24 protein-coding genes and 1 riboswitch are annotated in these 26,947 nt (G+C 66.6%); of the genes, 14 read left to right on the top strand and 10 right to left on the bottom strand.

The window, feature by feature from the left end:
• Nucleotides 1-20: 20 nt before the first annotated feature.
• From ASE70_RS08260 to ASE70_RS08245, 4 genes are read right to left on the bottom strand one after another with little or no spacing between them, the layout of a single operon-like run.
• Nucleotides 21-2,075 carry a tetratricopeptide repeat protein gene (locus ASE70_RS08260; RefSeq protein ID WP_056503284.1) on the bottom strand — a complete coding sequence of 685 codons (2,055 nt, stop codon included), beginning with the start codon at nt 2,073-2,075 and terminating at the stop codon, nt 21-23.
• Nucleotides 2,059-3,414, bottom strand: coding sequence for a PEP-CTERM-box response regulator transcription factor (prsR, locus tag ASE70_RS08255; RefSeq protein WP_056503279.1), 1,356 nt, complete (start codon nt 3,412-3,414; stop codon nt 2,059-2,061). The genes ASE70_RS08260 and prsR overlap by 17 nt, the downstream gene beginning before the upstream one ends.
• Nucleotides 3,411-5,459, bottom strand: coding sequence for an XrtA/PEP-CTERM system histidine kinase PrsK (prsK, locus tag ASE70_RS08250; protein ID WP_056402464.1), 2,049 nt, complete (start codon nt 5,457-5,459; stop codon nt 3,411-3,413). Before prsK ends, prsR begins: the two co-directional genes overlap by 4 nt.
• Nucleotides 5,460-5,463: 4 nt before the next feature.
• Nucleotides 5,464-6,852 (bottom strand): TIGR03013 family XrtA/PEP-CTERM system glycosyltransferase, encoded by a 1,389-nt coding sequence (locus ASE70_RS08245; RefSeq protein WP_056503278.1) that lies wholly within the window; start codon nt 6,850-6,852, stop codon nt 5,464-5,466.
• Between the two features lie 179 nt (nt 6,853-7,031).
• Between ASE70_RS08245 and ASE70_RS08240 the strand changes: the two genes are divergently transcribed.
• From ASE70_RS08240 to ASE70_RS08220, 5 genes are all read left to right on the top strand, one after another.
• Nucleotides 7,032-8,087: a mannose-1-phosphate guanylyltransferase/mannose-6-phosphate isomerase gene (locus ASE70_RS08240; RefSeq protein ID WP_082450862.1), complete on the top strand. Its 1,056-nt coding sequence runs from the start codon at nt 7,032-7,034 to the stop codon at nt 8,085-8,087.
• Between the two features lie 128 nt (nt 8,088-8,215).
• On the top strand, nt 8,216-9,661 hold the full coding sequence (locus tag ASE70_RS08235; protein WP_082450860.1) for a S41 family peptidase: 1,446 nt from the start codon (nt 8,216-8,218) through the stop codon (nt 9,659-9,661).
• 42 nt (nt 9,662-9,703) lie between these two features.
• Nucleotides 9,704-10,009, top strand: coding sequence for a zinc ribbon domain-containing protein YjdM (locus ASE70_RS08230; RefSeq protein WP_056402467.1), 306 nt, complete (start codon nt 9,704-9,706; stop codon nt 10,007-10,009).
• On the top strand, nt 10,006-10,734 hold the full coding sequence (ung, locus tag ASE70_RS08225; protein WP_082450858.1) for a uracil-DNA glycosylase: 729 nt from the start codon (nt 10,006-10,008) through the stop codon (nt 10,732-10,734). Before ASE70_RS08230 ends, ung begins: the two co-directional genes overlap by 4 nt.
• Nucleotides 10,735-10,780: 46 nt before the next feature.
• The gene (locus tag ASE70_RS08220; protein WP_056503277.1) at nt 10,781-11,059 is read left to right on the top strand and encodes a hypothetical protein; all 279 of its coding nucleotides are present in this window, start codon (nt 10,781-10,783) and stop codon (nt 11,057-11,059) included.
• Nucleotides 11,060-11,107: 48 nt separating this feature from the next.
• Here the strand turns inward: ASE70_RS08220 and ASE70_RS08215 are convergent, their stop codons facing one another.
• Both ASE70_RS08215 and ASE70_RS08210 read right to left on the bottom strand, forming a co-directional pair.
• Nucleotides 11,108-12,355 (bottom strand): hypothetical protein, encoded by a 1,248-nt coding sequence (locus tag ASE70_RS08215; RefSeq protein WP_156356085.1) that lies wholly within the window; start codon nt 12,353-12,355, stop codon nt 11,108-11,110.
• Nucleotides 12,356-12,651: 296 nt separating this feature from the next.
• A complete protein-coding gene (locus ASE70_RS08210; RefSeq protein WP_056503275.1) occupies nt 12,652-13,572 on the bottom strand; it encodes a hypothetical protein in 921 nt (306 codons plus the stop codon).
• Nucleotides 13,573-13,728: 156 nt separating this feature from the next.
• Here ASE70_RS08210 and ASE70_RS19565 point away from each other — a divergent pair, with 156 nt between their 5' ends.
• Complete coding sequence (locus ASE70_RS19565; RefSeq protein WP_156356084.1) at nt 13,729-14,973, top strand: hypothetical protein; 1,245 nt, start codon at nt 13,729-13,731, stop codon at nt 14,971-14,973.
• A 94-nt stretch (nt 14,974-15,067) separates the two neighbouring features.
• On the opposite strand, the gene thiC is transcribed toward ASE70_RS19565, so the two are convergent.
• The 3 genes from thiC to ASE70_RS08195 all read right to left on the bottom strand — a co-directional run bounded on the left by thiC (nt 15,068) and on the right by ASE70_RS08195 (nt 19,378).
• Nucleotides 15,068-16,963, bottom strand: coding sequence for a phosphomethylpyrimidine synthase ThiC (gene thiC, locus ASE70_RS08205; protein ID WP_056503271.1), 1,896 nt, complete (start codon nt 16,961-16,963; stop codon nt 15,068-15,070).
• A 41-nt stretch (nt 16,964-17,004) separates the two neighbouring features.
• A riboswitch (TPP riboswitch) is annotated at nt 17,005-17,093 on the bottom strand.
• 161 nt (nt 17,094-17,254) lie between these two features.
• Nucleotides 17,255-18,325 carry a DNA polymerase IV gene (dinB, locus tag ASE70_RS08200; RefSeq protein ID WP_056503267.1) on the bottom strand — a complete coding sequence of 357 codons (1,071 nt, stop codon included), beginning with the start codon at nt 18,323-18,325 and terminating at the stop codon, nt 17,255-17,257.
• Between the two features lie 117 nt (nt 18,326-18,442).
• Nucleotides 18,443-19,378 (bottom strand): ABC transporter ATP-binding protein, encoded by a 936-nt coding sequence (locus tag ASE70_RS08195; protein ID WP_056396041.1) that lies wholly within the window; start codon nt 19,376-19,378, stop codon nt 18,443-18,445.
• Nucleotides 19,379-19,464: 86 nt separating this feature from the next.
• Between ASE70_RS08195 and ASE70_RS08190 the strand changes: the two genes are divergently transcribed.
• Entirely contained in the window at nt 19,465-19,692 is a 228-nt protein-coding gene (locus ASE70_RS08190) for a zinc-finger domain-containing protein (RefSeq protein WP_055999033.1), read from the top strand.
• Nucleotides 19,693-19,993: 301 nt separating this feature from the next.
• Here the strand turns inward: ASE70_RS08190 and ASE70_RS08185 are convergent, their stop codons facing one another.
• On the bottom strand, nt 19,994-20,455 hold the full coding sequence (locus tag ASE70_RS08185) for a hypothetical protein (RefSeq protein WP_056396038.1): 462 nt from the start codon (nt 20,453-20,455) through the stop codon (nt 19,994-19,996).
• Between the two features lie 153 nt (nt 20,456-20,608).
• On the opposite strand from ASE70_RS08185, the gene tldD reads away from it, so the two are divergent.
• The 7 genes from tldD to ASE70_RS08150 all read left to right on the top strand — a co-directional run bounded on the left by tldD (nt 20,609) and on the right by ASE70_RS08150 (nt 26,943).
• Nucleotides 20,609-22,030, top strand: a complete 1,422-nt coding sequence (gene tldD, locus ASE70_RS08180; protein WP_056396033.1) for a metalloprotease TldD — start codon at nt 20,609-20,611, stop codon at nt 22,028-22,030.
• The gene (locus ASE70_RS08175) at nt 22,030-22,233 is read left to right on the top strand and encodes a putative signal transducing protein (RefSeq protein ID WP_056396030.1); all 204 of its coding nucleotides are present in this window, start codon (nt 22,030-22,032) and stop codon (nt 22,231-22,233) included. The genes tldD and ASE70_RS08175 overlap by 1 nt, the downstream gene beginning before the upstream one ends.
• 147 nt (nt 22,234-22,380) lie before the next feature.
• The gene (locus tag ASE70_RS08170; RefSeq protein WP_055999021.1) at nt 22,381-22,719 is read left to right on the top strand and encodes a P-II family nitrogen regulator; all 339 of its coding nucleotides are present in this window, start codon (nt 22,381-22,383) and stop codon (nt 22,717-22,719) included.
• Between the two features lie 11 nt (nt 22,720-22,730).
• Nucleotides 22,731-24,095 carry an ammonium transporter gene (locus ASE70_RS08165; protein ID WP_056396098.1) on the top strand — a complete coding sequence of 455 codons (1,365 nt, stop codon included), beginning with the start codon at nt 22,731-22,733 and terminating at the stop codon, nt 24,093-24,095.
• A gap of 334 nt (nt 24,096-24,429) precedes the next feature.
• Nucleotides 24,430-25,224: a thymidylate synthase gene (locus ASE70_RS08160; RefSeq protein ID WP_056503265.1), complete on the top strand. Its 795-nt coding sequence runs from the start codon at nt 24,430-24,432 to the stop codon at nt 25,222-25,224.
• On the top strand, nt 25,221-25,700 hold the full coding sequence (locus ASE70_RS08155) for a dihydrofolate reductase (RefSeq protein ID WP_056503263.1): 480 nt from the start codon (nt 25,221-25,223) through the stop codon (nt 25,698-25,700). The genes ASE70_RS08160 and ASE70_RS08155 overlap by 4 nt, the downstream gene beginning before the upstream one ends.
• Nucleotides 25,701-25,746: 46 nt before the next feature.
• Complete coding sequence (locus tag ASE70_RS08150) at nt 25,747-26,943, top strand: dipeptidase (RefSeq protein ID WP_056503259.1); 1,197 nt, start codon at nt 25,747-25,749, stop codon at nt 26,941-26,943.
• The last annotated feature ends 4 nt before the right edge of the window (nt 26,944-26,947 follow it).

Genomic DNA, 26,947 nt, shown 5'->3' with positions numbered 1-26,947 from the left:
GTCGCCGCCCTAGCCAGCGACTAGGGCGCGATCAACGCCTGTGCCGCCGCACGATCGGCAAAGCCCCTGTCCGCCAGCGCCGCGCGCGCATTGGCGGCTGCGACGGCGCGATCCCCGGCGGCGGCGGCGATCTGTGCCATGTGCCACCGGATGCCGGCATGGGCCGGTGCGATCCGCACCGCCTTTGCCATTACCGGGATCGCCGCACCGATATTGTCGTTCGCGAACAATGCCCAGCCGAGTGCATCCGCCACCAGCGGATTGGCCGGCGCGATGCGATAGGCGGCGGCGGCATAGTCCTGCGCGATCCCCGCCTGCCCGGCACCGGCATAGGCATTAGCCAGTTCCGCCAGCACCGCCGCATCACCGTCACCGACCAGCGCGCGCAACCGTTCGAGCGTTTCGATCGCCGCGTCGTCGTCCCCGGCGGCCGCCTGCCACTGCCCCGCCAGCCGGAGTGCGGCGACGCTTGCGGGGTTCTGCGCCAGATAGAGCGACAGTGTGGCGCTGGCCTGCGGGCGCTGTCCGGCGCGGTCGCGGGCATCGACCAGCCGCAGCATCGTCGCTTCGTCGAACCGGGTCGCGGCGGCGCGCGCATAGGCATCGGCCGCCTCGCCCATCCGCCCGGCGGCGGACAGCGTATCGCCCAGCACCAGTTGCGCGGCGGGCGCGCCGGGATTGGCCACCGCCACCCGCTGCGCCGACGCGACCGCTTCAACGTTCCTGCCGGCCGCCGCCAGCGCCCGGATATAGGGGACCGCCGCCGCCGGATCGCCGGGCGTCAGCCGCGCATCCTCCGCCAGCATCGCCAGATCCTCGTCGGGGACGAAGGCGGTCGAGCGGCCGCGTCCCGGCGACGCGGCGCGATCGAGCATCGCCGCCGCCCCGGCGCGGTCGCCCAGCCGCTCCATCGCCCGCACCGCCAGCGTCAGCGTATAGCTGTCGGCATCGCCCCGCACCGCTGCCGGTCGGATATAGTCGAGCGCGTCCTGTGCGGCATTGCTCTTGAGCAGTGCCAGCGCCAGCAGCTTGCGCGCGGTGACGTTGGTCGGCTGCCGCGCGACCAGTTCGCGCAGCGCGACCGCCGCCTGCCCCTCATTGCCCTGCGCCAGATCGATCGAGCCGCTCAGCAGCAATGCGCCGGGCACGCCGGCGACACCGCGCCCGGTCTTGTCGAGGATGCTGCGCGCGGTGTCGTAATCGCCTGCCCGCGCCGCCAGCACCGCCTGCAGATAATAGCCCTGTGCGCTGCCCGGCCGGACCGCCATCGCCCGCCGCACCGCGTCCAGCATCGCGCTCGCGCGGCCGGCATCGCCGAGCGTCGCGGCATATTCGATCAGCGTGTCATAACCATAGGGATCGCGCTTCAGCGCCGCTTCGAACCAGGGCAGTGCCGCGACCAGTCCATATTGGACGCGCACCGTTTCGGCGCGCAAGCGCAGCGCGTCGGGCGACGAGGGTTCGGCGCGAACTGCCGCCGCAGCGGCGTTGACCGCGCCGACCATGTCGCCCGCGCTCATCCGTATCTGTCCGAGCGCGACCCATGCAGCCGCGTCCTGCGGCGCGCGCGCGACGATCGCCTCCAGCGCGTTCAGCCCGGCGGCGACGTTCCCGCCCGCCGCGACCGCCTGTGCACGGATGCGGTCGGCATAGGGGCGATAGCGCGCCGGAGTCTTGTCCGCCTCGGTCACCGCGCCGGCCGCATCGCCCTGTAGCAGCCGGGCATGGGCGCGCAGCTGATGGATGCGCTGGGGATCGAAGCCGTCGGCCACCGCCCGGTCGATCGCACCCTGTGCCGCGACGCCCTCGCCCAGCACCAGATGGGTGCGCGCCAGCACCGCCTGCGCCAGTCCCCATTTCGGGTCGGCGGCCGTCGCCGCCTGTGCCGCTTCACGCGCCTGCGTCCAGTGCCCGGCTTCATAGTGCGTCAGCGCCTGCGCCAGTCGGGTCCGGGCATCGGCGGCATCGGCGCGGGCGGGCAGCGCCCCGCCGATCGTGGCGAGCATCCCCGCCACGATTGCCAGCCCGCCCATGCCGAGCAGCGCGCGGATCGATCGATCAGGGTTGCAGGTCATAGCTTTTCATCAGATCGTAGAGCGTCGGGCGACTGATCCCCAGAAGCCGCGCCGTGCCCGAGATATTGCCCTGCGCCTGTGCCAGCGCCGACCGGATCGCCGATCGGTCCGCCGCCTCGCGTACCGCCTTCAGATTGATCGGTCCCGACAGCGCCTGCGCGGTGCCGAGGTCGAGATCGACGGCGGTCACCGCCTTGCCATCGGCCATGATCGCGGCGCGCTTCACCCGGTTTTCCAGCTCGCGGACATTGCCCGGCCAGCCCCATGCCTCGATCGCCGCCAGCGCGTCGGGGGCGAAACGCTTCACCCCCAGCCCCATCTGCGCGGCATGGCGGTCGAGGAAATGGCGTGCGAGCAGCGCCGGATCGCCCGGCCGCTGCGACAGCGACGGGATGCGCACCACGATCTCGGCCAGCCGGTAATACAGGTCCTCGCGGAACCGGCCATCGGCGACCATCGCATCGATATCCTGATGCGTCGCGCACACAATCCGCGTGTCGACCGGAATCGCTTTCCGCCCGCCGATCCGTTCGATCACCCGTTCCTGCAGGAAGCGCAGCAGCTTGACCTGCAGGGCAAGCGGCACATCGCCGATCTCGTCGAGGAACAGCGTGCCGCCCGCCGCCTGTTCGATCTTGCCCTCGGTCGTCTTCACCGCGCCGGTGAACGCGCCCTTCTCATGCCCGAACAGCTCGCTTTCGAGCAGCGTTTCGGGGATGGCGGCGCAGTTGATGGCGATGAAATTGCCGCGTTTGCGCCGCGATGCGTCGTGCACACCACGCGCCAGCAATTCCTTGCCGGTGCCCGACGCGCCGAGCAGCATCACCGACACATCGGCCGGCGCGACGCGCTCGATCGTGCGCGTCACCTTCAGCATTTCGGGCGCGGCGGTAATCATGCCGCCCAGCACCGCCTGCCCCTCGATCCGGTCGGCGAGACGACGGTTCTCCGCCTCCAGCGCATGGACGTGGAAGGCGCGCGCGACGATCAGGCCCAGTGCGTCGATGTCGATCGGCTTCGCATAGAAATCCCATGCGCCCAGATCGATGGCGCGCAATGCGCTCGCCCGGTAGCCATGGCCGCTGGCGACGACGATCTTGGTATCGGGCTTGATGGCGAGGATGGCCTCCATCGTCGCAAAGCCTTCGGTCACGCCATCGGGATCGGGCGGCAGGCCGAGGTCGAGCGTCACGACCTGCGGTTCCTCGGCACGCACCGCCGCGATCGCCGCGTCACGGTCTCCGGCGACGACGATGTCATAGCCTTCATAGGCCCAGCGCAACTGGCGTTGCAGCCCGGCATCGTCCTCCACGATCAACAGGCATTTCCGGCTTGTCATGCCGCTTGCTCCAGCATCGGATGCGCCGCCGCCAGGGTGACGCGAAAGCGCGATCCCCGTCCCGGCTGGCTGTCGACAGCGATATGGCCGCCCATCGCGACCGCGAGTTGGCGCGCCTCGAACGCACCGATGCCGAAGCCCGACGGCTTCGACGAGACGAACGGACGGAAGAGTTCGTCGCGAATGAACTGCCGGGTCATGCCGATGCCGGTGTCGATCACGTCGACCCACACCCGGTCGCCCGCATCGCCCAGCACGATGCGGACCGGATCGCTGCCGCCTGCGTCGAGGGCATTGTGGACCAGATGGTCGATCACCTGCTGCAACCGTGCCGGATCGGCCGAGGCGCACAGCGTCGCCGGCCCCTCGACCGCGACTGCCCCGCGCGCACGGAAGCGCGCGGCCGATCCCGCCGCGATGCTGGCCAGCGCGACCGGGCGCAGCGCCTCGCCACGCGCGGGTTCGCGTTCGGACAGGCGGGCGAGCAGGTCGTTCATCCGCGTGGCGGATTCGTTCAGCGTCGCGACCATGTCGGCTCGGAAATCGGGATTGTCGGCATGACGGACGGCGTTGCGCGCGACGAGGCTCAGCTGGCTGACGATGTTCTTCACGTCGTGCAGGATGAAGGCGAAGCGGCGGTTGAACTCCTCGAACCGGCGCGCTTCGGCCAGTGCCGACTGGGCGCGCTCCTCGGCCAGATAGCTTGCCACCTGTCGCCCGGCGATGCGCAGCAGGTCGAAATCCTCCCAATCGAGCGCGCGGGCAAGCAGCGGCCGCGCGAGCAGGATCGCGCCGGTCAGCCGGCCGAGATGCGGCAGGGGAACGACCACCCACGCGTCGCCATGCACCAGCATTGCCCCGGGCACGGCCGCCCCGTCCGCGCAATCGGGCTGGTCGCGCAGCGGATCGAGTTCGAGGATGCGGCCGGTCGCGCGCAGATGCCCGGCAAGCGCCATGCCGTCGGTGGCGGTGCCCAGCGCGTCACCCTCCCAACGCCACGATGCGCCGACCGCCAGCCCGTCGCCTTCCGCGACCAGCAGCAGGCCGGCGGGCGAGTCGGTCAGGTCGGCCACCGCCTTCACCAGCCGTTCGTCGAGCGGCGCGCCACCCTTGGGCTCGCCCAGCGTTTCGGTGAAGCGGGTCCATTCGGAACGATAGTCGTAGCGGTGAGTAAACAGGTGCTTGACCAGCTTGACCTTGATCCATGCCCGCAGCCAACCCGACGAGGCGGCGGTCAGCACCGCGACGGTCGATCCGAACACGAATGCGGTCTGGCCGATCCGGACATGGTCGCCACCCAGCGCCGCGATCAGGCTGATCGCCATGATCGTCACCGCGAAATACGCCATCAGCCCCAGCACCGACAGGGTGTGGAAGGTCGCGACGCGCGACAGTTGCACCCCGCCACTCCCCGGCCGCGACAGCGCCAGTGCGACCAGCAGCGCCATCGCCGCCAGGGCGACGCCGCGCGCCGCGATCAGTTCGGCCGGGGCCTGCCCGACCAGATAGGCGGCGATGCACAGATTGACGTCGATCAGCCAGAATGCGCCGGCCGCGACCAGCACCATCCGCGTCGCCGCCGATGCCGCCATCGGGAAGAGATCATGGAGCAGCAGCAGCGCGCCGAGGGCCGCCAGTGCGCCGAGCACCGTCGATACCGCGCCGATCATCGCCGCCGCCTGCGACCCCGGCATGGTCGCGCCGGCCAGGTCGAGCACGAGCTGCGCGATATCGACGGCGGCGACGGCGGCATAGGCGAGAATGCGGCCCAGCCCCGCATCGTCTTGGCCGGCGCGACGCTGGACGACCATCAGCAGCACCAGCCAGCCGAGCGTGCGGGCACCGGCGAACAGATGCGATACCGCCTGCGCATCGCCGATCCCCGCCACCGACAAGGTCCACAGCGCGGTCAGTCCCAGCGCCAGCGCCAGCCAGCCGCCCGGCAGCGCCGTATCGACCGCACCGCGCCGGACCGTCCAGAACGCGAGCGCGCCGAACAGCAGCGCCGCGATCGCATGTCCCCAGACGATGATCCCGATCAGCATGCGATCACCGCGCCCCGCCCGACCAGATCACGACGCGCAGCGTCTGCAACAGGATCAGCAGGTCGAGGAACGGCGAATAGTTCTTGGCATAATACAGGTCGTATTCCAGCTTCTGCCGGGCATCGTCGATCGATGCGCCATAGGGATAGTTGATCTGTGCCCAGCCGGTGATGCCGGGCTTCACCATATGCCGTTCGGCATAATAAGGCAGCTTGTCCTCCAGCGCGGACACGAACTCCGGGCGTTCCGGGCGGGGGCCGACGAAGCTCATCTCGCCGACCAGCACGCTCCAGCACTGCGGCAGCTCGTCGATCCGCGTCTTGCGCAGGATGCGGCCGATGCGGGTGATGCGGGAATCGTTCTTTTCGGCCCAGACCGCGGTCCCGGCCGCTTCGGCATCGGTGCGCATCGACCGCAGCTTCGGAATGTCGAAGCCGCTGCTGTACAGCCCGACGCGGCGCTGGCGGTAGAAGACCGGGCCGCGGCTGTCGAGCTTCACCGCGATCGCCGCGACCAGCAGGACCGGCAGCGTCAGCGTCAGCAGCAACAGGCTGGCGGCGATGTCGAACATCCGCTTGAACACGCTCGACACCATCCGTCCCGACGAGAAGCCGTCGGAAAAAATCAGCCATGACGGGCTGACGCTGTCGAGGTCGACGCGACCCGTTTCGCGTTCGAGGAAGGTCGAGATCTCGTTGACATGGACGCCGGTGGTGCGGATGCGCAGCAAGTCCTTCAGCGGCAGGGCGTTGCGCCGCTCCTCCAGCGCCAGCACGACCTCCGACGCGCCGAGCAGCACGACGTGATCGGCAAGGTTGTAGATGGCGTCGCGGGCGATCGCTTCGGGGATCACCCGGTTCGCCTCGCTCATCGCGACATAGCCGACGACGACGAAACCGGCACCGGGCGTCCGGCCGAGATCCTTCAGCCGCTGCGCGCGCGGGCCGGCTCCCAGCACGATCACCCGCCGCTTGAACGCCTGCCCCCCGAACAGCGTACCGGTCAGGATGCGCAAGGTCAGCAGCAGCACCGCCGCGAAGCCCAGCCCATAGGCAAGGTTCGACCGCCAGAAGGTGATCGACGGCGCGAGGAAAAAGACGACCGCGAGGAAGATCGCCCCCACCGCGACCGCGACGATCAGCCGCGCCGCGGCGAACTTGATCGATTGCAGCGCATCGGTGCCATAGATGCCGACCGCGACCAGTGCCGTTTCGAGACAGACGGCGAAGCTGAGCAATTGCGGGATGCGGGTGTGGATCGGCTCGACCGCCATGTCGATCTGCATCGCCCGCGTGACCCAGCCGAGTTCGGCCGCCACCAGCAGGACGAGAAAGTCGAGCAGACCCAGCAGCAAGACGGCGTGCGGAATATAATGTTTGAACAGCCGAATCATCGCCGGGCTCTCGATACAGGTGTAAGCCAGTCCGACACCCACCCCGTATCGCGCGAAAGCGCAAAGAAATACTGAACGCGACGGATACGCATCGTCACATCGTTGTTGTATCGCAACAGTCGCTTGCCCTTCCGGGCGGGCCCTTTTTGCCTGCCTGATCCTGTTCGGAGATCCGATCCATGCCCGTTTCGTCCGCCATCGTCCCCGTCATTCTGTCCGGGGGGGCGGGCACCCGCCTGTGGCCGATGTCGCGGCCCGAACGGCCCAAGCAGTTCCTCGCGCTGACCGCCGCCGAGACGATGTTGCAGCTGACCGCGCGCCGGGCCGCCGGCGAAGGCTATGCCGCGCCGATCGTGGTCGCCAACGCCGCCCATGCCGATGCGGTCGCCGACCAGCTGTCGGCCATCGGCTCGACCCCGCAGGCGATCATCCTCGAACCGATGGGCCGCAACACCGCGCCCGCCATCGCGCTGGCGGCGATCGCGGCGGGCAGCGGCGATGCACCGTTGCTGGTGATGCCGTCGGACCATGTCATCCTCGACCTCGAAGCATTTCGCGCCGCGATCGACCGCGCACTGCCGCTGGTCGAGGATGGCTGGATGGTGACGTTCGGCATCGCCCCCGACGCGCCCGAGACCGGCTATGGCTGGATCAAGGTCGGCGCGCCGTTGGCGCATGGCGTGCACCGCGTCGACCGCTTCGTCGAGAAGCCGCCGCTGGATGCGGCGGAGGCGATGCTGGCGTCGGGCGACCATGCGTGGAACGGCGGCATCTTCCTGTTCCGCGCCGACCGGTTCCTTGACGCGATCGGCCGGTTTGTGCCGACGATGCTGGAAGCGGCGCAGGGATCGATGGACCGGGCGCAGCGCGACGGCATCTGCATCCGCCCCGAAGCCGAGGCGTTCGCCGCCAGCCCGTCCGACTCGATCGACTATGCGGTGATGGAACGCGATGACCGGGTGGCGGTGGCGCCGGTGGCGATGGGATGGAGCGATGTCGGCAGTTGGGACGCGCTGCACGCGATCAGCGACCGCGACGATGCGCACAATGCCACCGGCGGCGACGTGACGCTGGTCGACACCAGCGGCTGCCTCGTCCGGTCGGACGGGGTGCGGATCGCGATGGTCGGGGTCAGCGACCTGATCGTCGTCGCCAGCGGCAACGACGTCATGATCCTGCCGCGCGGACGTTCGCAGGAGGTCAAGCGCCTGCTGGAGGCGATGAAGGGGAACTGAACCGAACCAGTACGTTAGCGCACCGGCGAAACCCCCTTCCCTTCGCCGGTACGTAGCCTAGGCTGTCGCGACAGTATGGAGTGCGCGTAGTGCGGGCAGGATTCGGTGCGGCGTTGGGCGTATTGGCGATGCTATCGGCCTGCGGAGGCGGGGGCGGAAGCGGCAGCGTCCTGGGTGGCGGCAGCAGCGGCGGGGTTTCCCCGACGCCCTCCGCCACGCCGACACCGACCCCTACCACCACGGCGGGCTGTTCGCTGCGCGAGCGGCAGGACTGGGCACTGGCCCAGCTGCGCGAATGGTATCTGTTCCCCGAAACGCTGCCGACGAGCCTCAGCCCCGCGCCCTATGCCACGGTCGACGCCTATGTCGACGCGCTGACCGCGACCGCGCGGGCGCAGGGGCGCGACCGGTACTTCACCTATCTGACGTCGATCGCCGAGGAAAACGCCTATTACGACGCGGGCGAGACCGCCGGCTTCGGCACCCGCTTCGCGCTCGACACGACCGGCCGCCGCCTGTTCGTGATCGAATCGTTCGAAGGGACGCCGGCGCTGAACGCCGGTATCGATCGCGGGACCGAGATCCTGCAGATCGGCACCAGCGGCGGCAGCCTGCGCAGCGTATCGGCGATCATCGATGCGACCGGTATCGACGGCCTGAACGATGCGCTGGGCCCCGATACGGTCGGCACCGCGCGCACGTTCGAGTTCCGCACCGCCGAGGGCACGACCCGCACCGAGACCGTCGCCAAGGCCGACTATGCGCTGCTGCCGGTATCGACCCGCTATGGTGCCAAGGTGCTGACCGATGGCGGCAAGAAGGTCGGGTATATCAACCTGCGCACGTTCATCACCACCGCCAACCAGCCGCTGCGCGATGCCTTCGCCAGTTTCCGGGCGCAGGGGATCACCGAGTTCGTCATCGATTTCCGCTACAATGGCGGCGGGCTGATCTCGGTCGCCGATCTGATGGGCGACCTGTTGGGCGGCGGCAAATCGACCAGCCAGGTTTATAGCTACACGACCTTCCGTCCCGAGAAATCGTCGGAGAACGAAACGAAATACTTCGCGCCGACCGCACAGTCGGTGACGCCGACCAAGATCGCGTTCATCGGCACCGGCCGCACCGCATCGGCCAGTGAATTGGTCATCAACGCCTTCGTCCCCTATCTCGGCAACAACATGGCGCTGATCGGCACCAACACCTATGGCAAGCCGGTCGGGCAGATCGCGGTCGATCAGGCAGCGTGCGACGACCGGCTGCGCATCGTCGCCCTGTCGGTGCAGAATTCGGCGCGCTCGGCGGCCTATTTCGATGGCCTCGCATCGGTGGTGCCCAACACCTGTTCGGCGACCGACGACATCAACTATCCGCTGGGCGACCCGCGCGAGCAATCGGTCGCCCGCGCGCTCGACTTCCTTGCCGGGCGCAGCTGTTCGCGGATCGGATCGGCGGCGGCGACCGCAGCGGCCCGCGAAGGCTTGCGCGTCGCCGGCGACGGGGTCGAGGGACGGACGCTGCTGCAACCCGCCCGCCCGTCGACCGTGCAGCGCGAGGTCCCGGGCTTGTTCTGACCCGGCCCGCTCGGCTACCCCGGCGGCGGCAAGGGGGACGGCATGGGCGACGACGACTATATCTATGACGAGGCGACCGGCGAATGGGTACCCGCGTCGCAGGCGGCGGGACCCGCGACCGACGACGACGCGGTCGTGGTGCGTGACGCGGTCGGCAACGTGCTGGCCGATGGCGATCAGGTGACGCTCATCAAGGACCTGACCGTCAAGGGCGCAGGCCAGACGCTGAAGCGCGGCACACTCATCAAGTCGATCCGCCTGACTGGCGATGCGCAGGAGATCGACTGCAAGTTCGACGGGATCAAGGGGTTGGTGCTGCGCGCCGAGTTCGTCCGCAAGCGGACATGATCGCCGGGATCGATCCCAGTTGGGAGCCGGCGCTTGGGCCCCTGCTGGCCAGCGACACGATGGCGCGCCTGCGCGATTTCCTGAAGGGCGAGAAGGCGGCGGGCAAGCGCATCCTGCCGCATTCGCGCGACTGGTTCGCGGCGCTGGCGCTGACGCCGCTGGATCAGGTGCGGGTCGTCATTCTGGGGCAGGACCCGTATCACGGGCCGGGACAGGCGCATGGCCTGTCCTTTTCGGTCCGACCGGGCGTCGCGGTGCCGCCGTCGCTGCGCAACATCTTCAAGGAATTGCAGACCGATCTGGGCCTGACGCCGCCCGCCCATGGGTTTCTCGAGCATTGGGCGCGGCAGGGGGTGCTGCTGCTCAACACCGTGCTGACCGTAGAGCAGCACCGCGCTGCATCGCATGCCGGGCGCGGGTGGGAGGCGTTCACCGACGCCGTCGTCCATGCCGTCGCCGACCGGGCGGAACCGACCGTGTTCCTGCTATGGGGCGCACATGCCCAGAAGAAGGCCGCGTTCGTCCGCGACGTGGGCGCAGGGGGTCGCCACCTCGTGCTGCGCGCCCGTCACCCCTCCCCGTTGTCGGCGCATAGCGGCTGGTTCGGCAGTCGTCCGTTCAGCCAGGCCAATGCGTTTCTGGCCGAGCATGGCCGGGGGACGATCGACTGGTCGCTGCCCGAACTCGATACGATGCCGGAACCATCCGTCCCCGTCGACGATTGATGCGGCCGACCGCCAGCCCGGCGGGACCGACTTCAAGGGGTTACAGATGAAGAAGATGATGACGGCGACCGGCCTGGCCACGTTGATGCTGCTGGGTGCCTGCGGCGGCAATGCCGACGACAAGGCCGCCGACAATATCGAGGCGATGACCGAGAACAGGGCGGACGCGCTGGAAGACCAGGCCGACCTGACCAGCAACGAGCAGGTCGAGGACGCACTGGAAGCGCAGGCCGAGAACGTCCGCGACATGGGCGAGGACGCCGCCGACAAGGCCGACGACGACGACAATGCGCAGGTCGAACAGGCCGTCCGCAACCGGATGTAAGCGGAACCGCCGCACCCCCGATCGCGGGGGTGCGGCACCGTTGCCCCCCTATCCGGCGAGCGATGCGTCCGGTGTCGCCACCACCGGTGGCAGATCGGGCATGCCCGGCAGGTCGTAGCGATCCATGCTGACCCCGGCGCAGCCATAGGTCGCCCTGTTTTGCCACTGCGCCCTGGTCAGCTTCGCCGCCAGTGCGGGTTGCCGCGTCGCCAGCGTCCTGGCCGCATCGTCGCCCTGCCCCGCAAACAGCACACCGTCGAACCGCTTCCCATCGGCCTGCCGCGCATTCACATAGGGTACGAAGTCGCCGAGATAGGCGACCTGTCCGGGTTCGACATGCACCATGGGCGCGCCGAAGCAGTTGGTGGTGGTGACCGGCAGGTTCGCGACCGACATCGCGTTCAGCACATAGTCGCCCGGCGTCACACGCAGCACCTGCACCTCATAGGGTGACTTCCGGTCGCCGCTGTTGACCGTCACGCCATAGGTGGTCAGGTCGTTCTTCGCCTTCCAGTCGCGCGGGCGGTACAGCGCGTCGTGCTTGCCCGCATCGTAGCGCAGCAGCTGCAACTGCGTCGAGCGGCCGGCGCTGGCCGCGTCGAGCCGGCGGAAGGCGACGACGATCGCCGCCTCGCCCGGTGCCAGCACGAACGGCGCGGCGGCATCGACCTTCTTGCCGAGGAACACCGTCCCCGGCAGCGTCAGCGGCGCATCGATCCGCCACGACGGATCGACCGGGGTGGTGAAGCCGGTGCGCTCGGTCACCTTGCCGGCGACCTCCGCCTCGCCGATCTGCCGGTCGAGATAGGCGATCCGATCGGCCTCGGGCATCGCCGTGATCTTCGCGGCGGCGGCATCGTCGCGCTCGACCAGCCGCCAGCCACGGATCAGCAAACAGCTTTGCCGGTTCGCCCGCCGCTGCTGCCCCTGCGCGATCGCGCCGGCGATCAGCCCGCCGAGCAGGCCACCGGCCCCCGCCGCGATCGGGGAGATCACCGCCGGGTTATAGACCATCGGCACCGTCCCCGCCGGGGTGCGCGATCCGCGCGCGATCAGCCGGCATTGCTGCCACGCCAGATCATAGTCGGCCCGCGTCGCGCCGGGCCGGTTGTAGAAGCGCGACGGCGTCAGGTCGCGCGCGGCATCCTCGGCGATCTCCTTGGGATCGTCGACGGGCTCGACCGCGTCCTGCGCGACGGGCGTCACCGCCCCGCCCTGCATCGTCTGCACCGCCTGCGCCAGCACCTGCCCAGGCAGCATCGCCGCCATTCCCGCGATCAGGATCGAACGTTTCATCTTACCCCCCTGCCGGCGCTCGCCCCCGAGGCCGGTCGACGGGACGATAGCATCGTATCCGGATCAGGAAAGCGGGCAGGCGCAGGGCAACGACAGGTTGGTCGATCGACCTTCGGTCCCGACAGCCTGCAAATGGCGGTTTCGCGCGCTTCCACTGCGCACGTTCCGACAAGATGCCGCGCGCCGGGCCACGCAAAACAACCGTTTCCGGCACATCCTCCTTCGAGGATCGACCGGCCTTCGAACGGGACGCCGGAGTCAGGCGGAGCCGCCGTCCCGTCCAAAGGTCACAAAAGTCACACTCGCCGCGTGGCGCAACCCGCGCGTGGATGCGTGGTTTTGGGCCGCGGGCGTTTGGGGCGGGGAACGGTGATGCCGCGCTTGGCCAGTTCCAGTTCGATCTCGAACGCCTCGCCCAGCGGCCCGGGTTCGGGAATATACCGGTCGTCCTGCGCGGCCCATGCCATCGCCAGTTCCGCGGACAACTGCGGCTCGATCGGTGCCGCGACCGGTTCGGGACGGCGATCGGGGTCGAGCCAACCGGGCAGTGCGCCATCGTTCAGATCGGCGACCTCGATCGCAACGTCGAGATCGGCGGGGGCCATCAGCTTTTCGGGCTCGGCGGGCGGCACGGGGGTGAGCGCGTCGAGCGCCTCGGCGACGCTGGGCGTCGGGGTTGGGGCCGGTGCCTCCGCCTCGCCGCGCGCCGGCCGGCGGCGCTGCTGTTTGCCGTAGCGGTCGGGATAATGGGCGGCGAGCAGGAACATCAGCATCCGGTCGCCGGGGCGATGCCGCGACCCGACCCGCCGCCCATTGGCATCGAGCACCGGTTCGACAGTGCCGTTGATCGCCCGGTCGAACGCGACATCGACCAGCATCCCCACGGCTTGCGCGACGGCGGCATCCCACGCGCGCGCGAAGGCCTCGCCACCGGGTGAACGGCGCAGGCGATAGGCGGTGCTGGGCGACATGCCGACCGCGCGCGCCGCATCGGCGACCGACCCGCCATCGGCGAGCGTTTCGATGAAATCGCGCTGTTTCTTATCGGACCAGCCGTCGCTGCGCGGTTTGCGGCGGACGGGGACCCATTGATAGTCGGCGGGGTCATAGCCGTTGGCGTCGAGATAGGGTGTCTCGGACGGAACGGTCAGGTTCGAGGGGGCGTGCGCCGGGACGGGCGCGGGCGAATGCTCGGAGAGCTGGCTTTGGTTGCGCATGGGCGGGAGGGGAACATATTGGGAACTTGTAGGACAGTGGTTTTTGCTTCGGATTAATGATGCTGGCTTTGCTAACGACGAAAAGCCATAGTCTTCGCCATCCGAACGCTTGGCGCTTCTGTGCCGATGGATCATCCGTCTGGAGAGGTCGCTGTAATGAAACACTACTCCCTGAAAGAGGTTTTTACTCCGGGCGGCCTTCCATCGGTAACATACGTCGACCGAGAACATCTTGACCTTGAACGAAAAATCAAAAGAGCCGTCACTCGTGGCTATGCGATAAACGTTGTCACTGGTCCTACCAAATCAGGTAAATCCGTTTTATGCCACCGGGTTCTTGGTACTGTTAATTTAGTGGCTATTGAAGGTGGGCAAATACAGTCGGAAGACGAGTTCTGGCAGTTAGTCGCGCATAAGATGCAAGTTGCAGCAAGCGAAAAGACTTCTAACACTGAAGGTTCTAAAGCAACTGTATCCGGCAACGTAGGTTGGAAGCTTGCTGCACTTTTGACACTTGGCAGCTCCCTTGAAGCTAACGACAGCAAGACTTCCGAGAAAACTCTTGTAAAATCATTAAAAATTGCCTGCATTGACAGCCTTATCAATAGCAAAGCTGTTCTACTAGTGGATGATTTTCACTACATATCCCAGAACGTCCAGAAGTCTATTATCCAAGCCGTCAAAGGCCCAGTAATGTCCGGGCTGACGGTATTTTTGCTAGCGGTACCGCATCGGGCCTTCGATCCAGTGACTGTCGAAAATGAGGTTGAGGGACGTTTCAAGCATATTGAAATTCCCCCTTGGTCAATCGACGACCTTCTATTGATACCCCATCGCGGATTTCCAGCACTGAATGTAAATTGCCCAACTTCAGTTCAGGAAAATATTTGCAGGGAAGCTTTCGGAAACCCGTTGCTTGTGCAGGAGGCTTGCTCTGAGTTGTGCCTCGAAAATGATATAGAAGAAACGCAAAAAACTTTGAAGAATATAGATGGCTCTCGGTTGGAAGCAGCCTTTTCTGAGATTGCAAGGAGTAAGGGTTTTCCTAAATTCGAGAAATTGAAGAAGGGCCCACAAGCTAGAAAGGCGCGACAACCCCGCTCGCTGGCCAATGGAACTGAGGAAGATATTTATTCAACCATCATGATAGCTATCGCAGCGAGCGGCCCAAAAGCCAAAACTTCTTACGACGACATAAGAGCCTCTGTCAAAGAAGTCCTCGCTGACGGGGCGAAGATGCCTCAGAAGAATGAGATTACTTCGGCCCTTAATCATATGAGCAATATCGCCAGAAAAGATATTAAAGGCGAACCACCTCTCGAATGGGTCAGAGATGATGACGATCTAATCATCACCGATCCATTCCTTCTATTTTACATGAAGTATGCCTTTAAAAATTAGATTACCCTCAAAGACTTTCGAATGATTGAGGTTTAATTCAATACAACCTTTCGAACGGCTCCTCCCTGCGATGCGAGGAGCCGTTCGTAACGCCTCACTCCGCCGGCAGATACACCTCGCTGCCCTTCTCGCGGAACTTCTCGCTCATTTCCGCCATGCCGGCTTCGGCCGCTGCGACCGATCCGGTGCCGTTGGCAAAACGGGCACGGTCCGCGTCGGCGTGATCGGCGGCGAGGAACGTATCCGCCGGGGCGTTCTGCTTGGCGGCAAACTCGCGCACCTCTGCCGTGATCTTCATCGAGCAGAATTTCGGGCCGCACATCGAACAGAAATGGGCGGTCTTGGCGCCTTCTGCGGGCAACGTCTGGTCGTGGTAGGATTCCGCCGTGTCGGGGTCGAGCGACAGGTTGAACTGGTCGCGCCAGCGGAAGTCGAAGCGGGCGCGCGACAGGGCGTCGTCGCGCATCTGTGCCGCCGGGTGGCCCTTGGCCAGATCGGCGGCATGGGCGGCCAGCTTGTAGGTCACCACGCCGACCTTCACATCGTCGCGGTCGGGCAGGCCCAGATGCTCCTTGGGCGTGACGTAGCAGAGCATCGCCGTGCCGTACCAGCCGATCATCGCCGCGCCGATGCCGCTGGTGATATGGTCGTAGCCCGGCGCGATGTCGGTGGTGAGCGGCCCGAGGGTATAGAAGGGCGCTTCACCGCAGACCTGCAGCTGCTTTTCCATATTCTCCTTGATCTTGTGCATCGGCACATGGCCGGGGCCTTCGATCATGACCTGCACGTCCTGCGCCCAGGCACGGTGGGTCAGTTCGCCGAGCGTGAAGAGCTCGCTGAACTGCGCTTCGTCATTGGCGTCGGCGATCGAACCGGGACGCAGGCCATCGCCCAGCGAATAGGCGATGTCATACGCCTTCATGATCTCGGTAATCTCGTCGAAATGTTCGTAGAGGAACGATTCGCGGTGATGGGCCAGGCACCATTTCGCCATGATCGACCCGCCGCGCGAGACGATGCCGGTGACGCGCTTTGCGGTCATCGGGATATAGGGCAGGCGGACGCCGGCATGGATGGTGAAGTAATCCACGCCCTGTTCGGCCTGTTCGATCAGCGTGTCGCGGAAGATGTCCCACGTCAGTTCCTCGGCGATGCCGCCGACCTTTTCCAGCGCCTGATAGATCGGCACCGTGCCGATCGGCACCGGCGAGTTGCGCAAGATCCATTCGCGGGTGTCGTGGATGTTGCGGCCGGTCGACAGGTCCATGACCGTGTCGGCGCCCCAGCGGATCGACCAGACCAGCTTGTCGACTTCGGCGGCGACGTTCGATGCGACCGCGCTGTTGCCGATGTTGGCGTTGATCTTGACGAGGAAATTGCGGCCGATCGCCATCGGTTCGGTTTCGGGGTGGTTGATGTTGTTGGGAATGATCGCCCGGCCGCGCGCCACTTCGTCGCGGACGAATTCGGGGGTCACGTAATCGGGGATCGCCGCGCCGAAGCTCTCGCCGTCGCGGACATAGTCGCGCAGCATTTCGCGGCCGAGATTCTCGCGGGTCGCGACATATTCCATTTCCGGCGTGATGATGCCGCGCCGGGCATAGTGCATCTGGCTGACGTTCGCACCGGCCTTGGCGCGCAAGGGCCGCTTGACGACATTGGGGAAGGGCTGGACTCCCCCTGAGCGGTCGGGACCGAGCTGGCCGTTATCTTCGGGGCGCAGTTCGCGGGCGTCGTAGCTCTCGACGTCGCCGCGGGACATGATCCAGTCGCGGCGCAGTTGCGGCAGGCCGGCCATGATGTCGATGCGGGCATTGGGGTCGGTGTACGGCCCCGACGTGTCATAGACGTTGAGCGGCGGTTCTCCGCAAGACGGATCGAGGTCGATCGCGCGCATCGCGACGTTCAGGGGGCCGATATGCACCTTGCGGCTGCCACGGATCGGGCCGGTGGTGACGCCGATTTCGGTCTTTGCGGGGATGTCTGCCATATTCCACTCCATGCGGAGGGGGCGGAATTGTCGTGACCGCGCCCTCCCTACGCCGGTGTCAGCCGGATCAGGTTCAGCGGGTCGAAGGCTGCGGCCTTCCTCTCAAGCGTGACGGAACGCTCCCCCGGGGACGGTGCGGTTGTAGGCGCGTTGCGGGCGGGCGTCAAAGTGTTGGTGTCCCCTTCGTCACCCCGGACTTGATCCGGGGTCCCGCTTTCTCACGACCGCACAAGAAGGAGCGGGACCCCGGATCAAGTCCGGGGTGACGGATGGGGGTAGGGTCCGTTCACATTACAACAGGTCGAGCTGGCCGGTCGGCGGCTCCTCCCCGCCGAAGCCGGCCATCGTCACCCCCACCAGCCGCAACCCCATGCGCAACGGATAGAGCGTCGCGATCAGGCCGCGCGCGGTGGCGTGCAGCGTCGCGCGGTCGCGGACCGGTGCGCCCAGCGTGCGGCTGCGGGTGACGATGCGGAAATCGGCGTATTTCGCCTTTACGGTGACGGTGCGGCCATGTTGTCCGGTCTTCTCCACCCAGTCCCAGACGTCGTCGGCCATCGCCAGCACCCGCTCCTCGATCGCTTCCGGATCGGTCAGGTCGTTGTGGAAGGTGGTTTCGGACCCCGACGATTTGCGTACACGGTTGGGGCGGACCGGGCGGTGGTCCTCGGCGCGGGCGATGCCGTGATACCAGCCGCCCGCCTTGCCGAAGGTGCGTTGCAGGTCGGGCAGCGTCCAGCCCGCCAGATCGGCGCCGGTGCGGATGCCCAGCGCCTCCATGCGCTCGACCGTCTTGGGGCCGATGCCGTGGAACTTGCCGACCGGCAGCGACGCGACGACGCGCGGGCCGGCCTTGACCGGAATGACGAACTGGCCATTGGGCTTGTTCATGTCGGACGCCAGTTTGGCGAGGAACTTGTTGTAGCTGATCCCCGCCGAGGCGGTGAGGCCGGTGACCGAAAGGATGCGGGCGCGGATTTCCTGCGCCGTCGCGGTGGCGCTGGGCAGGCCGCGCCGGTTGGCGGTGACGTCGAGATAGGCCTCGTCGAGCGACAGCGGCTCGACCAGGTCGGTATAGTCGAGAAAGATGTCACGGATCTGGCCGCTGACCGCCTTGTACACCTCGAAGCGGGGGCGGACGAAGATCAGGTCGGGGCAACGCCGGATCGCAGTGACCGACGGCATGGCGGAGCGCACACCGAACACGCGCGCTTCATAGGATGCGGCGGCGACCACGCCACGCCCGCTCGACCCGCCGACCGCGACCGGCTTTCCTTTGAGCTCAGGCGCATCACGCTGTTCGACCGACGCGAAAAAGGCGTCCATGTCGACATGGATGATCTTGCGGGTAGGGTCCGACATCTCGCGGGTTTACAATGGCCTGCGGTAGCGGCCCGCGCAAGAACAAAAGGCGAATGCGTACTCTCTCGTCAGCCCCGGCTCAAGGCCGGCGTGACGTCGCATACTTATCGGTAGAACTCAGTTGTTCGTCAGGTTGAGGAACACATCCTCCAGATCGGCCTCGCGCGTCACCACGTCGACGATGCCGTATCCTTGCGCCGCCACCGCCGCCAGCACCTCACCCGCATTCGCGACATCCTTGCGATAGGTGATCGCCAGCAGCCGGTCGCCCTTGCGCTCGACCTTTTCGAAGACCCCGGCGGCGGGCAGGTCGGTCAGGTCGCGGTCGAGCGTCAGTTCGACGGCCTTTTCCTGCGCCATGCCCAGCAGTTCGCGGGTCGGCTGGTTGGCGACGACGCGGCCATGGTTGATGATGGCGATGCGGTCGCACAACTGCTCCGCCTCTTCCAGATAATGGGTCGTCAGCACCACCGTCACGCCGTCGGCGTTCAGTTCGCGGACATAGTCCCAGAGCTGCTGGCGAAGCTGGATATCGACGCCGGCGGTCGGTTCGTCGAGCACCAGCACCGGCGGCGAATGGACCATCGCCTTGGCCACCATCAACCGCCGCTTCATGCCGCCCGACAGGGTGCGGGCATAGGCGTTGGCCTTGTCCTCCAGATGCACCGCGCGCAGCAGGTCCATCGTGCGGCGCTTCGCCTTCGGCACGCCGTACAGGCCAGCCTGGATCTCCAGCGTCTCGGCAGGGGTGAAGAACGGGTCGAACAGGATCTCCTGATTGACGATGCCGATCGACGCCTTGGCATTGCGCGGATGCTGGTCGATGTCGAAGCCCCAGATCGACGCGGTGCCGCTGGTCTTGTTGACGAGTCCCGCCAGCGTATTGATGAGCGTCGACTTGCCCGCACCATTGGGGCCGAGCAGCCCGAAGATTTGGCCGCGCGGTACATCGAACGACACGCCGTCGAGTGCGACCTTGGCCGGTGCCCCGCCCTTTCCGGCGGCATAGGTCTTGCACAGGTCGCGGATCGAAATGGCGGCTTGGGTTTCCATAGCGTCCGCCGATACGCCCGCCCCGGCCCCAAGCCAAGCACCGATCCAACTTGTCGAGCCATCGCGGCATTGCTATCGCAGGAACCATGCTGCCCCCGCCCGAACTCCTCCGCGTCTCCACCCCTCGCGTCGCCTGCGACGGCTCCGGCGAAATCGCCGCCGCACTGGGCCACCCGCGCGTGTGGTTGCAGATCGACGACACGGGCTACGTCGATTGCGGCTATTGCGACCGGCGCTTCGTGCTGATCGGTGGCCCGGCCGATGGGGCGGACCAGAGCAAGCTGAAGGATCATGGGGACGGCGCGGGCCGGTAAGGCCGAACGCAGTTCGGACGAACCAGCAGGCCCGCGCCCGGCCGGCGGCGGGCAGGCTCGGCATTGCCCGCCGACCGACGACGCGGCTTTGCCGCGGCGGTGCTGAACTCCCTCCCGTCTCTCCGAACGTCATTCCAGCGAAGGCTGGGATCTCCCGATGATGACGCGTGACAGGAGCCGCTGAAGGCCCCAGCCTAGGCTGGGGCGAAGGTTTATCCGGTCGCTGACAATACGTTCTTTCGAACGTCCCCGGTCGGACCGGCATAAGCACGCACGTTGAACGGCGTAGCCGCGCAACGCCTTATCCGCCGAGCATTTCGATCCGCTCGTGCTCAGTGCATAGCGCGATCGCGGCTAGCGTTCGCTGTCCCTTCGCCAGCGCTATTACCGTTATCAAACTGCGCACCAAGCTGTCGTCCTGTGCCTCCCGCAGATCGCGCAACGCCAACGGCAATGCAGATTTCCAAGCGGTTTCGTAATCACCAGCGAGTTCGACCGGCATTGGCACACTGCCTCCCGCCAGACGCGCCTCTTCGATCGAAGCAATCAACGCATAGCCGTTCCAATCGGGCAATTCCGCCTGTTCCAGCATCCGCACAATCCCGGGGACGGCGGCATAGGACGCCGAGTTTACCGAGCCTTGATGGTATAGATTGTCCCACAGCTCGCGGACGACCTCAGAAGCCGCGCTTTCAGGCCATGCCTCGATCAGTGGACCGGGGTCGAATGGCTCACCATAAGCGTTCAGCAGAACAGTGGTCACATGGCACTCCGCCTATCGATGGTTTCCTGCAATGCCCAAATAGATACGAAGAGTCATCTGGGTCGCTGATGTGCGCCGTGTCGCACGTCCTGCGCATTCTGCGCCAACTCTGTTCCCCATTCCCCCACGCCGCCGCCACCCTATATTCCACCAATGACCCCGACCGATCCCCGCTCGTACCTCTATGCCGGCGACCTCGACCCCGCCGCCGCCCTTCGCGCCACGCAGGAGACGCTGCGACATGCCGAGGATGGCGAACTCTATCTCCAGTATCGCCGCTCCGAGGCGTTCGGGTTCGACGACGGCCGGTTGAAGACCGCGTCGTACGACACCCATGCCGGCTTCGGCCTGCGCGCCGTGTCGGGGGAGACGACCGCGTTCGCCCATGCCAACGAACTGTCCGAAGCGGCCATCCGCCGCGCGGGCGAGACGATGGCGCTGATCGATCCGGCCAAGGGGGCCAAGGCACCGCCGCCGCGCGGCAACAACCGACATCTCTATACCGCCGCCGATCCGCTCGACCTGATCCCCTTTGCCGACAAGGTGGCGCTATGCCAGTCGATCGACGCCGCTGCCCGCGCGCGCGATCCGCGCGTCTGCCAGGTGTCGGCCAGCCTGCTCGGGTCGTGGACGGTGGTCGAGATCGTCCGTCCCGACGGCTTCGTCGCCACCGACGTCCGCCCGCTGGTGCGAATGAACGTGTCGATCGTGGTCGAATTGAACGGACGGCGCGAAACGGGCAGCTACGGCATTGGCGGGCGCTATCTGTACGACTCGCTGTTCGCGCCCGAGACGTGGAACCGCGCGATCGACGTCGCGCTGGCGCAGGCCCTGATCAATCTGGAGGCGGTCGACGCGCCGGCGGGCGAGATGACGGTGCTGCTCGGCAATGGCTGGCCCGGCATCCTGCTGCACGAGGCGATCGGCCACGGGCTGGAGGGCGATTTCAACCGCAAGGGCACCAGCGCCTTTTCGGGGCGGATCGGGGAGCGGGTCGCCGCGCCCGGCGTGACGGTGATCGACGACGGATCGATCGCCGACCGGCGCGGATCGCTGTCGATCGATGACGAGGGCACGCCGACCCAGGAGAATATCCTGATCGAGGACGGCATCCTGAAAGGCTATATCCACGACCGGCTCAACGCGCGGCTGATGGGCGTTGCGCCGACCGGCAACGGCCGGCGGCAGGATTTTTCGCATGCGCCGATGCCGCGCATGACCAACACCTTTCTGTCGGGCGGCAAGGACGATCCGGCCGAGCTGCTGTCGCGGGTGAAGAACGGCATCTTCGCCAAATCCTTCGGCGGCGGGCAGGTCGATATCGTGTCGGGCAAGTTCGTGTTTTCGTGCACCGAGGCGTACCGCGTCGAGAATGGCCGGATCGGGGCCCCGATCAAGGGCGCGACGCTGATCGGCGACGGGCCGGAGGTGTTGAAGCAGGTGCGCGGCATCGGCAACGACTTCGCGCTGGACGAGGGCGTCGGCATGTGCGGCAAATCCGGGCAGTCGGTGCCGGCGGGCGTCGGACAGCCGACCTTGCTGATCGACGGGCTGACCGTCGGCGGCACCGCCTGATGGCGCTTGCGGAACTCGGCCGCTTTCCGCGCGTCGAGGCGCAGATCATCGTCGGGCGGTTGACGAGCGAAGGCATCCCGGCGGTGGCGTTCGATGGCGAGGCGAGCATCGGCGACGGCAGCTGGCTGTTGATCCCGGTGCGGGTGATGGTCGATGCCGACGACCTGTCCGATGCCCGCCGGATCGTCGATCAAGCTGCCTGAAAAACGGGCAGTCGTGCGGCATTGCACAAATTAACCGCGCGGTAACTAATTTGCCAAACCGCCAATCGGCGCAAAACACCGCAAAACCTGGTTTGGCACGGAGGTTGCGAGGCTCCCCCACGAGCAATCATGCGACGAGGGGGCGACATGAAATTAGTCATCGCCATCATCAAGCCATTCAAGCTGGATGAGGTACGCGAAGCACTGACCGAGATCGGCGTCGCGGGCATGACCGTGACCGAGGTCAAGGGATTCGGCCGGCAAAAGGGCCAGACCGAAATCTATCGCGGCGCGGAATACAGCACCAACATGGTGCCCAAGATCAAGATCGAGGTCGTGTGCGACGCCGACATCGCCGCGCGCGTCGTCGAAGCGGTGCAGGCCGCCGCCAACACCGGCGCGATCGGCGATGGCAAGATCTTCGTTCTCGACGTCGGACAGGCGGTGCGCATCCGCACCGGCGAAACCGACCTGACCGCGCTGTGATGGGGGGCATCATGCAACATCCGAAGACATTGATGGCGGGTGCCGCACTCGGCCTGTTCGCCGCGCTGCCCGCTTGGGCGCAGGACGTGGCGCTGCAGGCCCCGGCCGCCGCCGCCGCGCCCGTCGCGACGGTGAACAAGGGCGACACGGCATGGATGATGGTGTCGACCGTCCTCGTGCTGATGATGATCGTCCCCGGCCTCGCGCTGTTCTATGGCGGTCTGACCCGCACCAAGAACATGCTGTCGGTGATGACGCAGATCGGCGCGGTCGCGTCGCTCGCGATGCTCATCTGGGTGATGTACGGCTATTCGCTGGCCTTCGGTCCCGACGTCGCGAACACGACGCTGTCGGGCTTCATCGCCAGCCCGGGCAAGGCGTTCCTGTCGGGCGTCACCGCCGCGTCGCAGGCGGCGACCTTCACCGTCGGCGTCGAAATCCCGGAATATGTCTTCATCTGCTTCCAGATGACCTTTGCCGCGATCACGATCGCGCTGGTGCTGGGATCGGTGGTCGAACGCATCAAGTTCGCCGCGGTCATGGTCTTCGCCATCGTCTGGCTGACGATCACCTATTTCCCGATCGCGCACATGGTGTGGGCGACCAGCGGCTATTTCTTCAAGGCGGGCGCGCTCGACTTTGCGGGCGGCACCGTGGTCCACATCAATGCCGGCGTGTCGTCGCTGGTGCTCGCCCTGCTGCTGGGCAAGCGGATCGGCTTCCCGACCGAGCGCATGGCGCCGCATTCGCTGACGCTGACCATGGTCGGCACCGGGCTGCTGTGGGTGGGCTGGTTCGGCTTCAACGCCGGCTCGGCACTCGAAGCCAACGGCACCGCCGGCCTCGCCATGATCAACACCTTCGTCGCCACCGCCTCGGCCGGGCTGTTCTGGATGCTGGCCGAGAAGTTCTCGGGGCATAAGGGTTCGGCGCTCGGCTTCTGCTCGGGTATCATCGCCGGGCTGGTCGCGGTGACGCCGGCCGCCGGCAACTCGGGTCCGTTCGGTGCGATCGTGCTGGGTGCCATCGCCTCGGTCGTCTGCTTCTTCGCGGTGACGGTGCTCAAGCCCAAGCTCGGCTATGACGATTCGCTCGACGCGTTCGGCATCCACGGCGTCGGCGGCATCATCGGCGCGATCGGTACGGCGGTGGTCTATGCCCCGTCGCTGGGCGGTCCGGGTGCGGCCGATTACGACATGGGTGCCAAGCTCGGCGTGCAGGTGTTCGCGGTGATCGTGACCATCGTCTGGGCGTCGGTCGGTACCGCGATCGCTTGGGTTATCGCCAAGGCGCTGACCGGTGGCCGGGTGTCGAAGGAAGTCGAACTGGAAGGTCTCGACCTCGGCGAGCATGGCGAGCGCGCCTACAACTACTGAGTTTCTCCTCTTCCGGGCGGCGGCCTAGTCCCCTGCCGTCCGGTCACCACTTTCCTCCTGCGGAAAACCCCTGGGCCGGTGCGGAAACGCATCGGCCCTTTTTTGTTTTTGGGCGAGTGGGGGAAGAAGAAGTAGGGGGTTCACGCGGAGGCGCAGAGGCGCGGAGGGGTTGCGCTGGGGGACATGTCGCGCGTCAGCGCTATCGCCTTGCCCGGTTGCGACGCGGGATCAGGCCGCTGGCGTGGGGGACGTTGCCGCAAGCGCCACCTCCGCGCCTCCGCGCCTCCGCGCGAACCTCTTTTGCTTCTTCTGCTTTGCGGACTAAGACGACGCCATGACGCCTTACCTCGACCTGATGCAGCGCGCCTTGAACCACGGCGTTCCGACCGACGATCGCACCGGGGTCGGCACCCGGTCGGTGTTCGGGCACCAGATGCGCTTCGACCTGTCCGCCGGCTTTCCGGTGCTGACGACCAAGAAGCTGCATCTGCGCTCGATCATCATCGAGCTGCTGTGGTTCCTGCGCGGCGACACCAATGTGCGGTGGTTGCAGGAGCAGCGGGTCAGCATCTGGGACGAATGGGCCGATGCGAACGGCGATCTCGGCCCGGTCTACGGCAAGCAGTGGCGCGACTGGGCGGCGGCGGACGGGCGGCATATCGACCAGATCGCGGAACTGATCGCGACCATCCGCACCAACCCCGCCTCGCGCCGGCAGATCGTGACCGCGTGGAATCCGGGCGAGTTGCAGGCGATGGCGCTCAGCCCATGCCACTGCCTGTTCCAGACTCATGTCGCCAATGGCAAGCTGTCGTTGCAACTGTATCAGCGCAGCGCCGACATCTTTCTCGGCGTGCCGTTCAATATCGCCAGCTACGCGCTGCTGACCCATATGCTCGCGCAGCAATGCGATTTGGGCGTAGGTGAGTTCATCTGGACCGGCGGCGATTGCCATCTGTACGAGAACCATCTGGATCAGGCACGTGAGCAGCTGACCCGCACGCCCGGCCCTCTGTCCCGGCTGGAGATTGCGCGGCGGCCGGATGCGATCGACGGCTACGCGATCGAGGATTTCGTGCTGCACGATTATGTCGCGCAACCGCATATCAAGGCGGCGGTGGCGATATGATCGACGCGATCCTCGCCCGTGCCGACAATGGCGTGATCGGGGTCGATGGCACCCTGCCATGGCATTTGCCCGCCGACCTGAAGCGGTTCAAGGCGCTGACGATGGGCCGCGCGATGGTGATGGGCCGCAAGACGTTCGAGAGTTTTCCATCGCCGCTGCCCGGCCGCCGCCATATCGTGCTGACCCGCGCGTCGGGGTGGCAGGCGGCGGGGGCGGAAGTCGCGCACGATCCCGACGCGGCGCTGGCGCTGGCCGGGCCGGACGCCGCGGTAATCGGCGGCGCGGAGATCCTCGCGCTGCTGCTGCCGCGGATCGAACGGATCGAATTGACCGAAGTCCATGCGACACCCGCGGGCGATGCTGTCGTGCCGCCATTTACCGGCTGGCGCGAAGCGTGGCGCGAGGACCACAGTGCCGCGGGAGATCGTCCGGCCTACAGCTTCGTCACATTGCTCCGCCCGGCCCCGACCGCGTAAGGGACTGGTCGGTGCCGAATCCAGCACCGCAGGGGTTAAACGACGGATGCGCAAGGCGGTTTGGTGGGGCGTCGCGTTGCTGGCGGTGCTGGCGGCTGCCTTTTTCGCGCTGGTGCCGGGCATCGTCGAGCGATCGATGAACAAGGTCGAGCCGTCGACGGCGCTGGCCAGACGGATCGCAACCCCGCCGCGCCCGAGCTTTGCCGGGCCGATCGTCGACCTGCATGCCGACACGCTGCTATGGTCGCGCGACCTGCTGACGCGGGCGACGCGGGGGCAGGTCGATCTGCCGCGATTGCAGGAGGGCAATGTCGCGCTCCAGATCTTTTCGTCGGTGACGAAGACGCCGCGTGGGCAGAATTACGAGGCCAATGACGGCGACAGCGACAATATCACCCCGCTGGTGATCGCGCAGTTGCAGCCGGTGCGGACCTGGGGATCGCTGCTCAACCGGTCGCTCTGGCATGCCACGCGGCTGCGGCGGGCGGCGCGGGCGTCGGGCGGGCAGTTGCGGGTGGTGACCACGCCGGCCGGACTCGACGCACTGCTGGCGGCACGCGCGGCGGGCGGGCCGGTGCGGCCGGTCGGGGGGATGCTGTCGGTCGAGGGGCTGAACGGGCTGGCGGGGGATCTCGGCAATCTCGACCGGCTGTATCGAAGCGGGTTCCGGATGGCGGGGCTGACCCATTTCTACGACAACGAGGTCGCCGGGTCGATGCACGGCGAGGCGAAGCGCGGGCTGACCCCGTTCGGGCGGCAGGTGGTCGCGCGGATGGAGGCGATGGGGATGATCGTCGACGTCGCCCATGCCAGCCATGCCGCGCTGGCCGATGTGCTGACGGTCGCGCGCCGGCCGGTGGTGTCGAGCCATGGCGGGGTGCAGGCGACCTGCAACATCAATCGCAACCTGACCGATGCCGAGGTGCGGGGCATCGCGCGGACCGGCGGGATCGTCGGCATCGGATATTGGCCGGGCGCGGCGTGTTCGACAGATCCGGCCGCGATCGCCCGCGCCATCGTCCATGTCCGTGACATTGCCGGGATCGACCATGTCGCGCTGGGGTCCGATTTCGACGGGGCGGTGACGACCGGGTTCGACACCGCATGGGTCGGGTTGGTCGCCGAGGCGCTGCGGCAGGCGGGGTTGCACCAAAGCGAGATCGACAAGGTCATGGGCGGAAATGCGCTGCGCGTGCTGCGCGCCGGCATGCAGCCCCTTTCGCACGAAGCCGCTGGACGCTAGGGGG

It is taken from the genome of Sphingomonas sp. Leaf22 (assembly GCF_001421715.1).
Classification (GTDB): domain Bacteria; phylum Pseudomonadota; class Alphaproteobacteria; order Sphingomonadales; family Sphingomonadaceae; genus Sphingomonas.
Note: the sequence above shows the minus strand (reverse complement) of the source record. Positions and strands in the feature narration are given on the sequence as shown.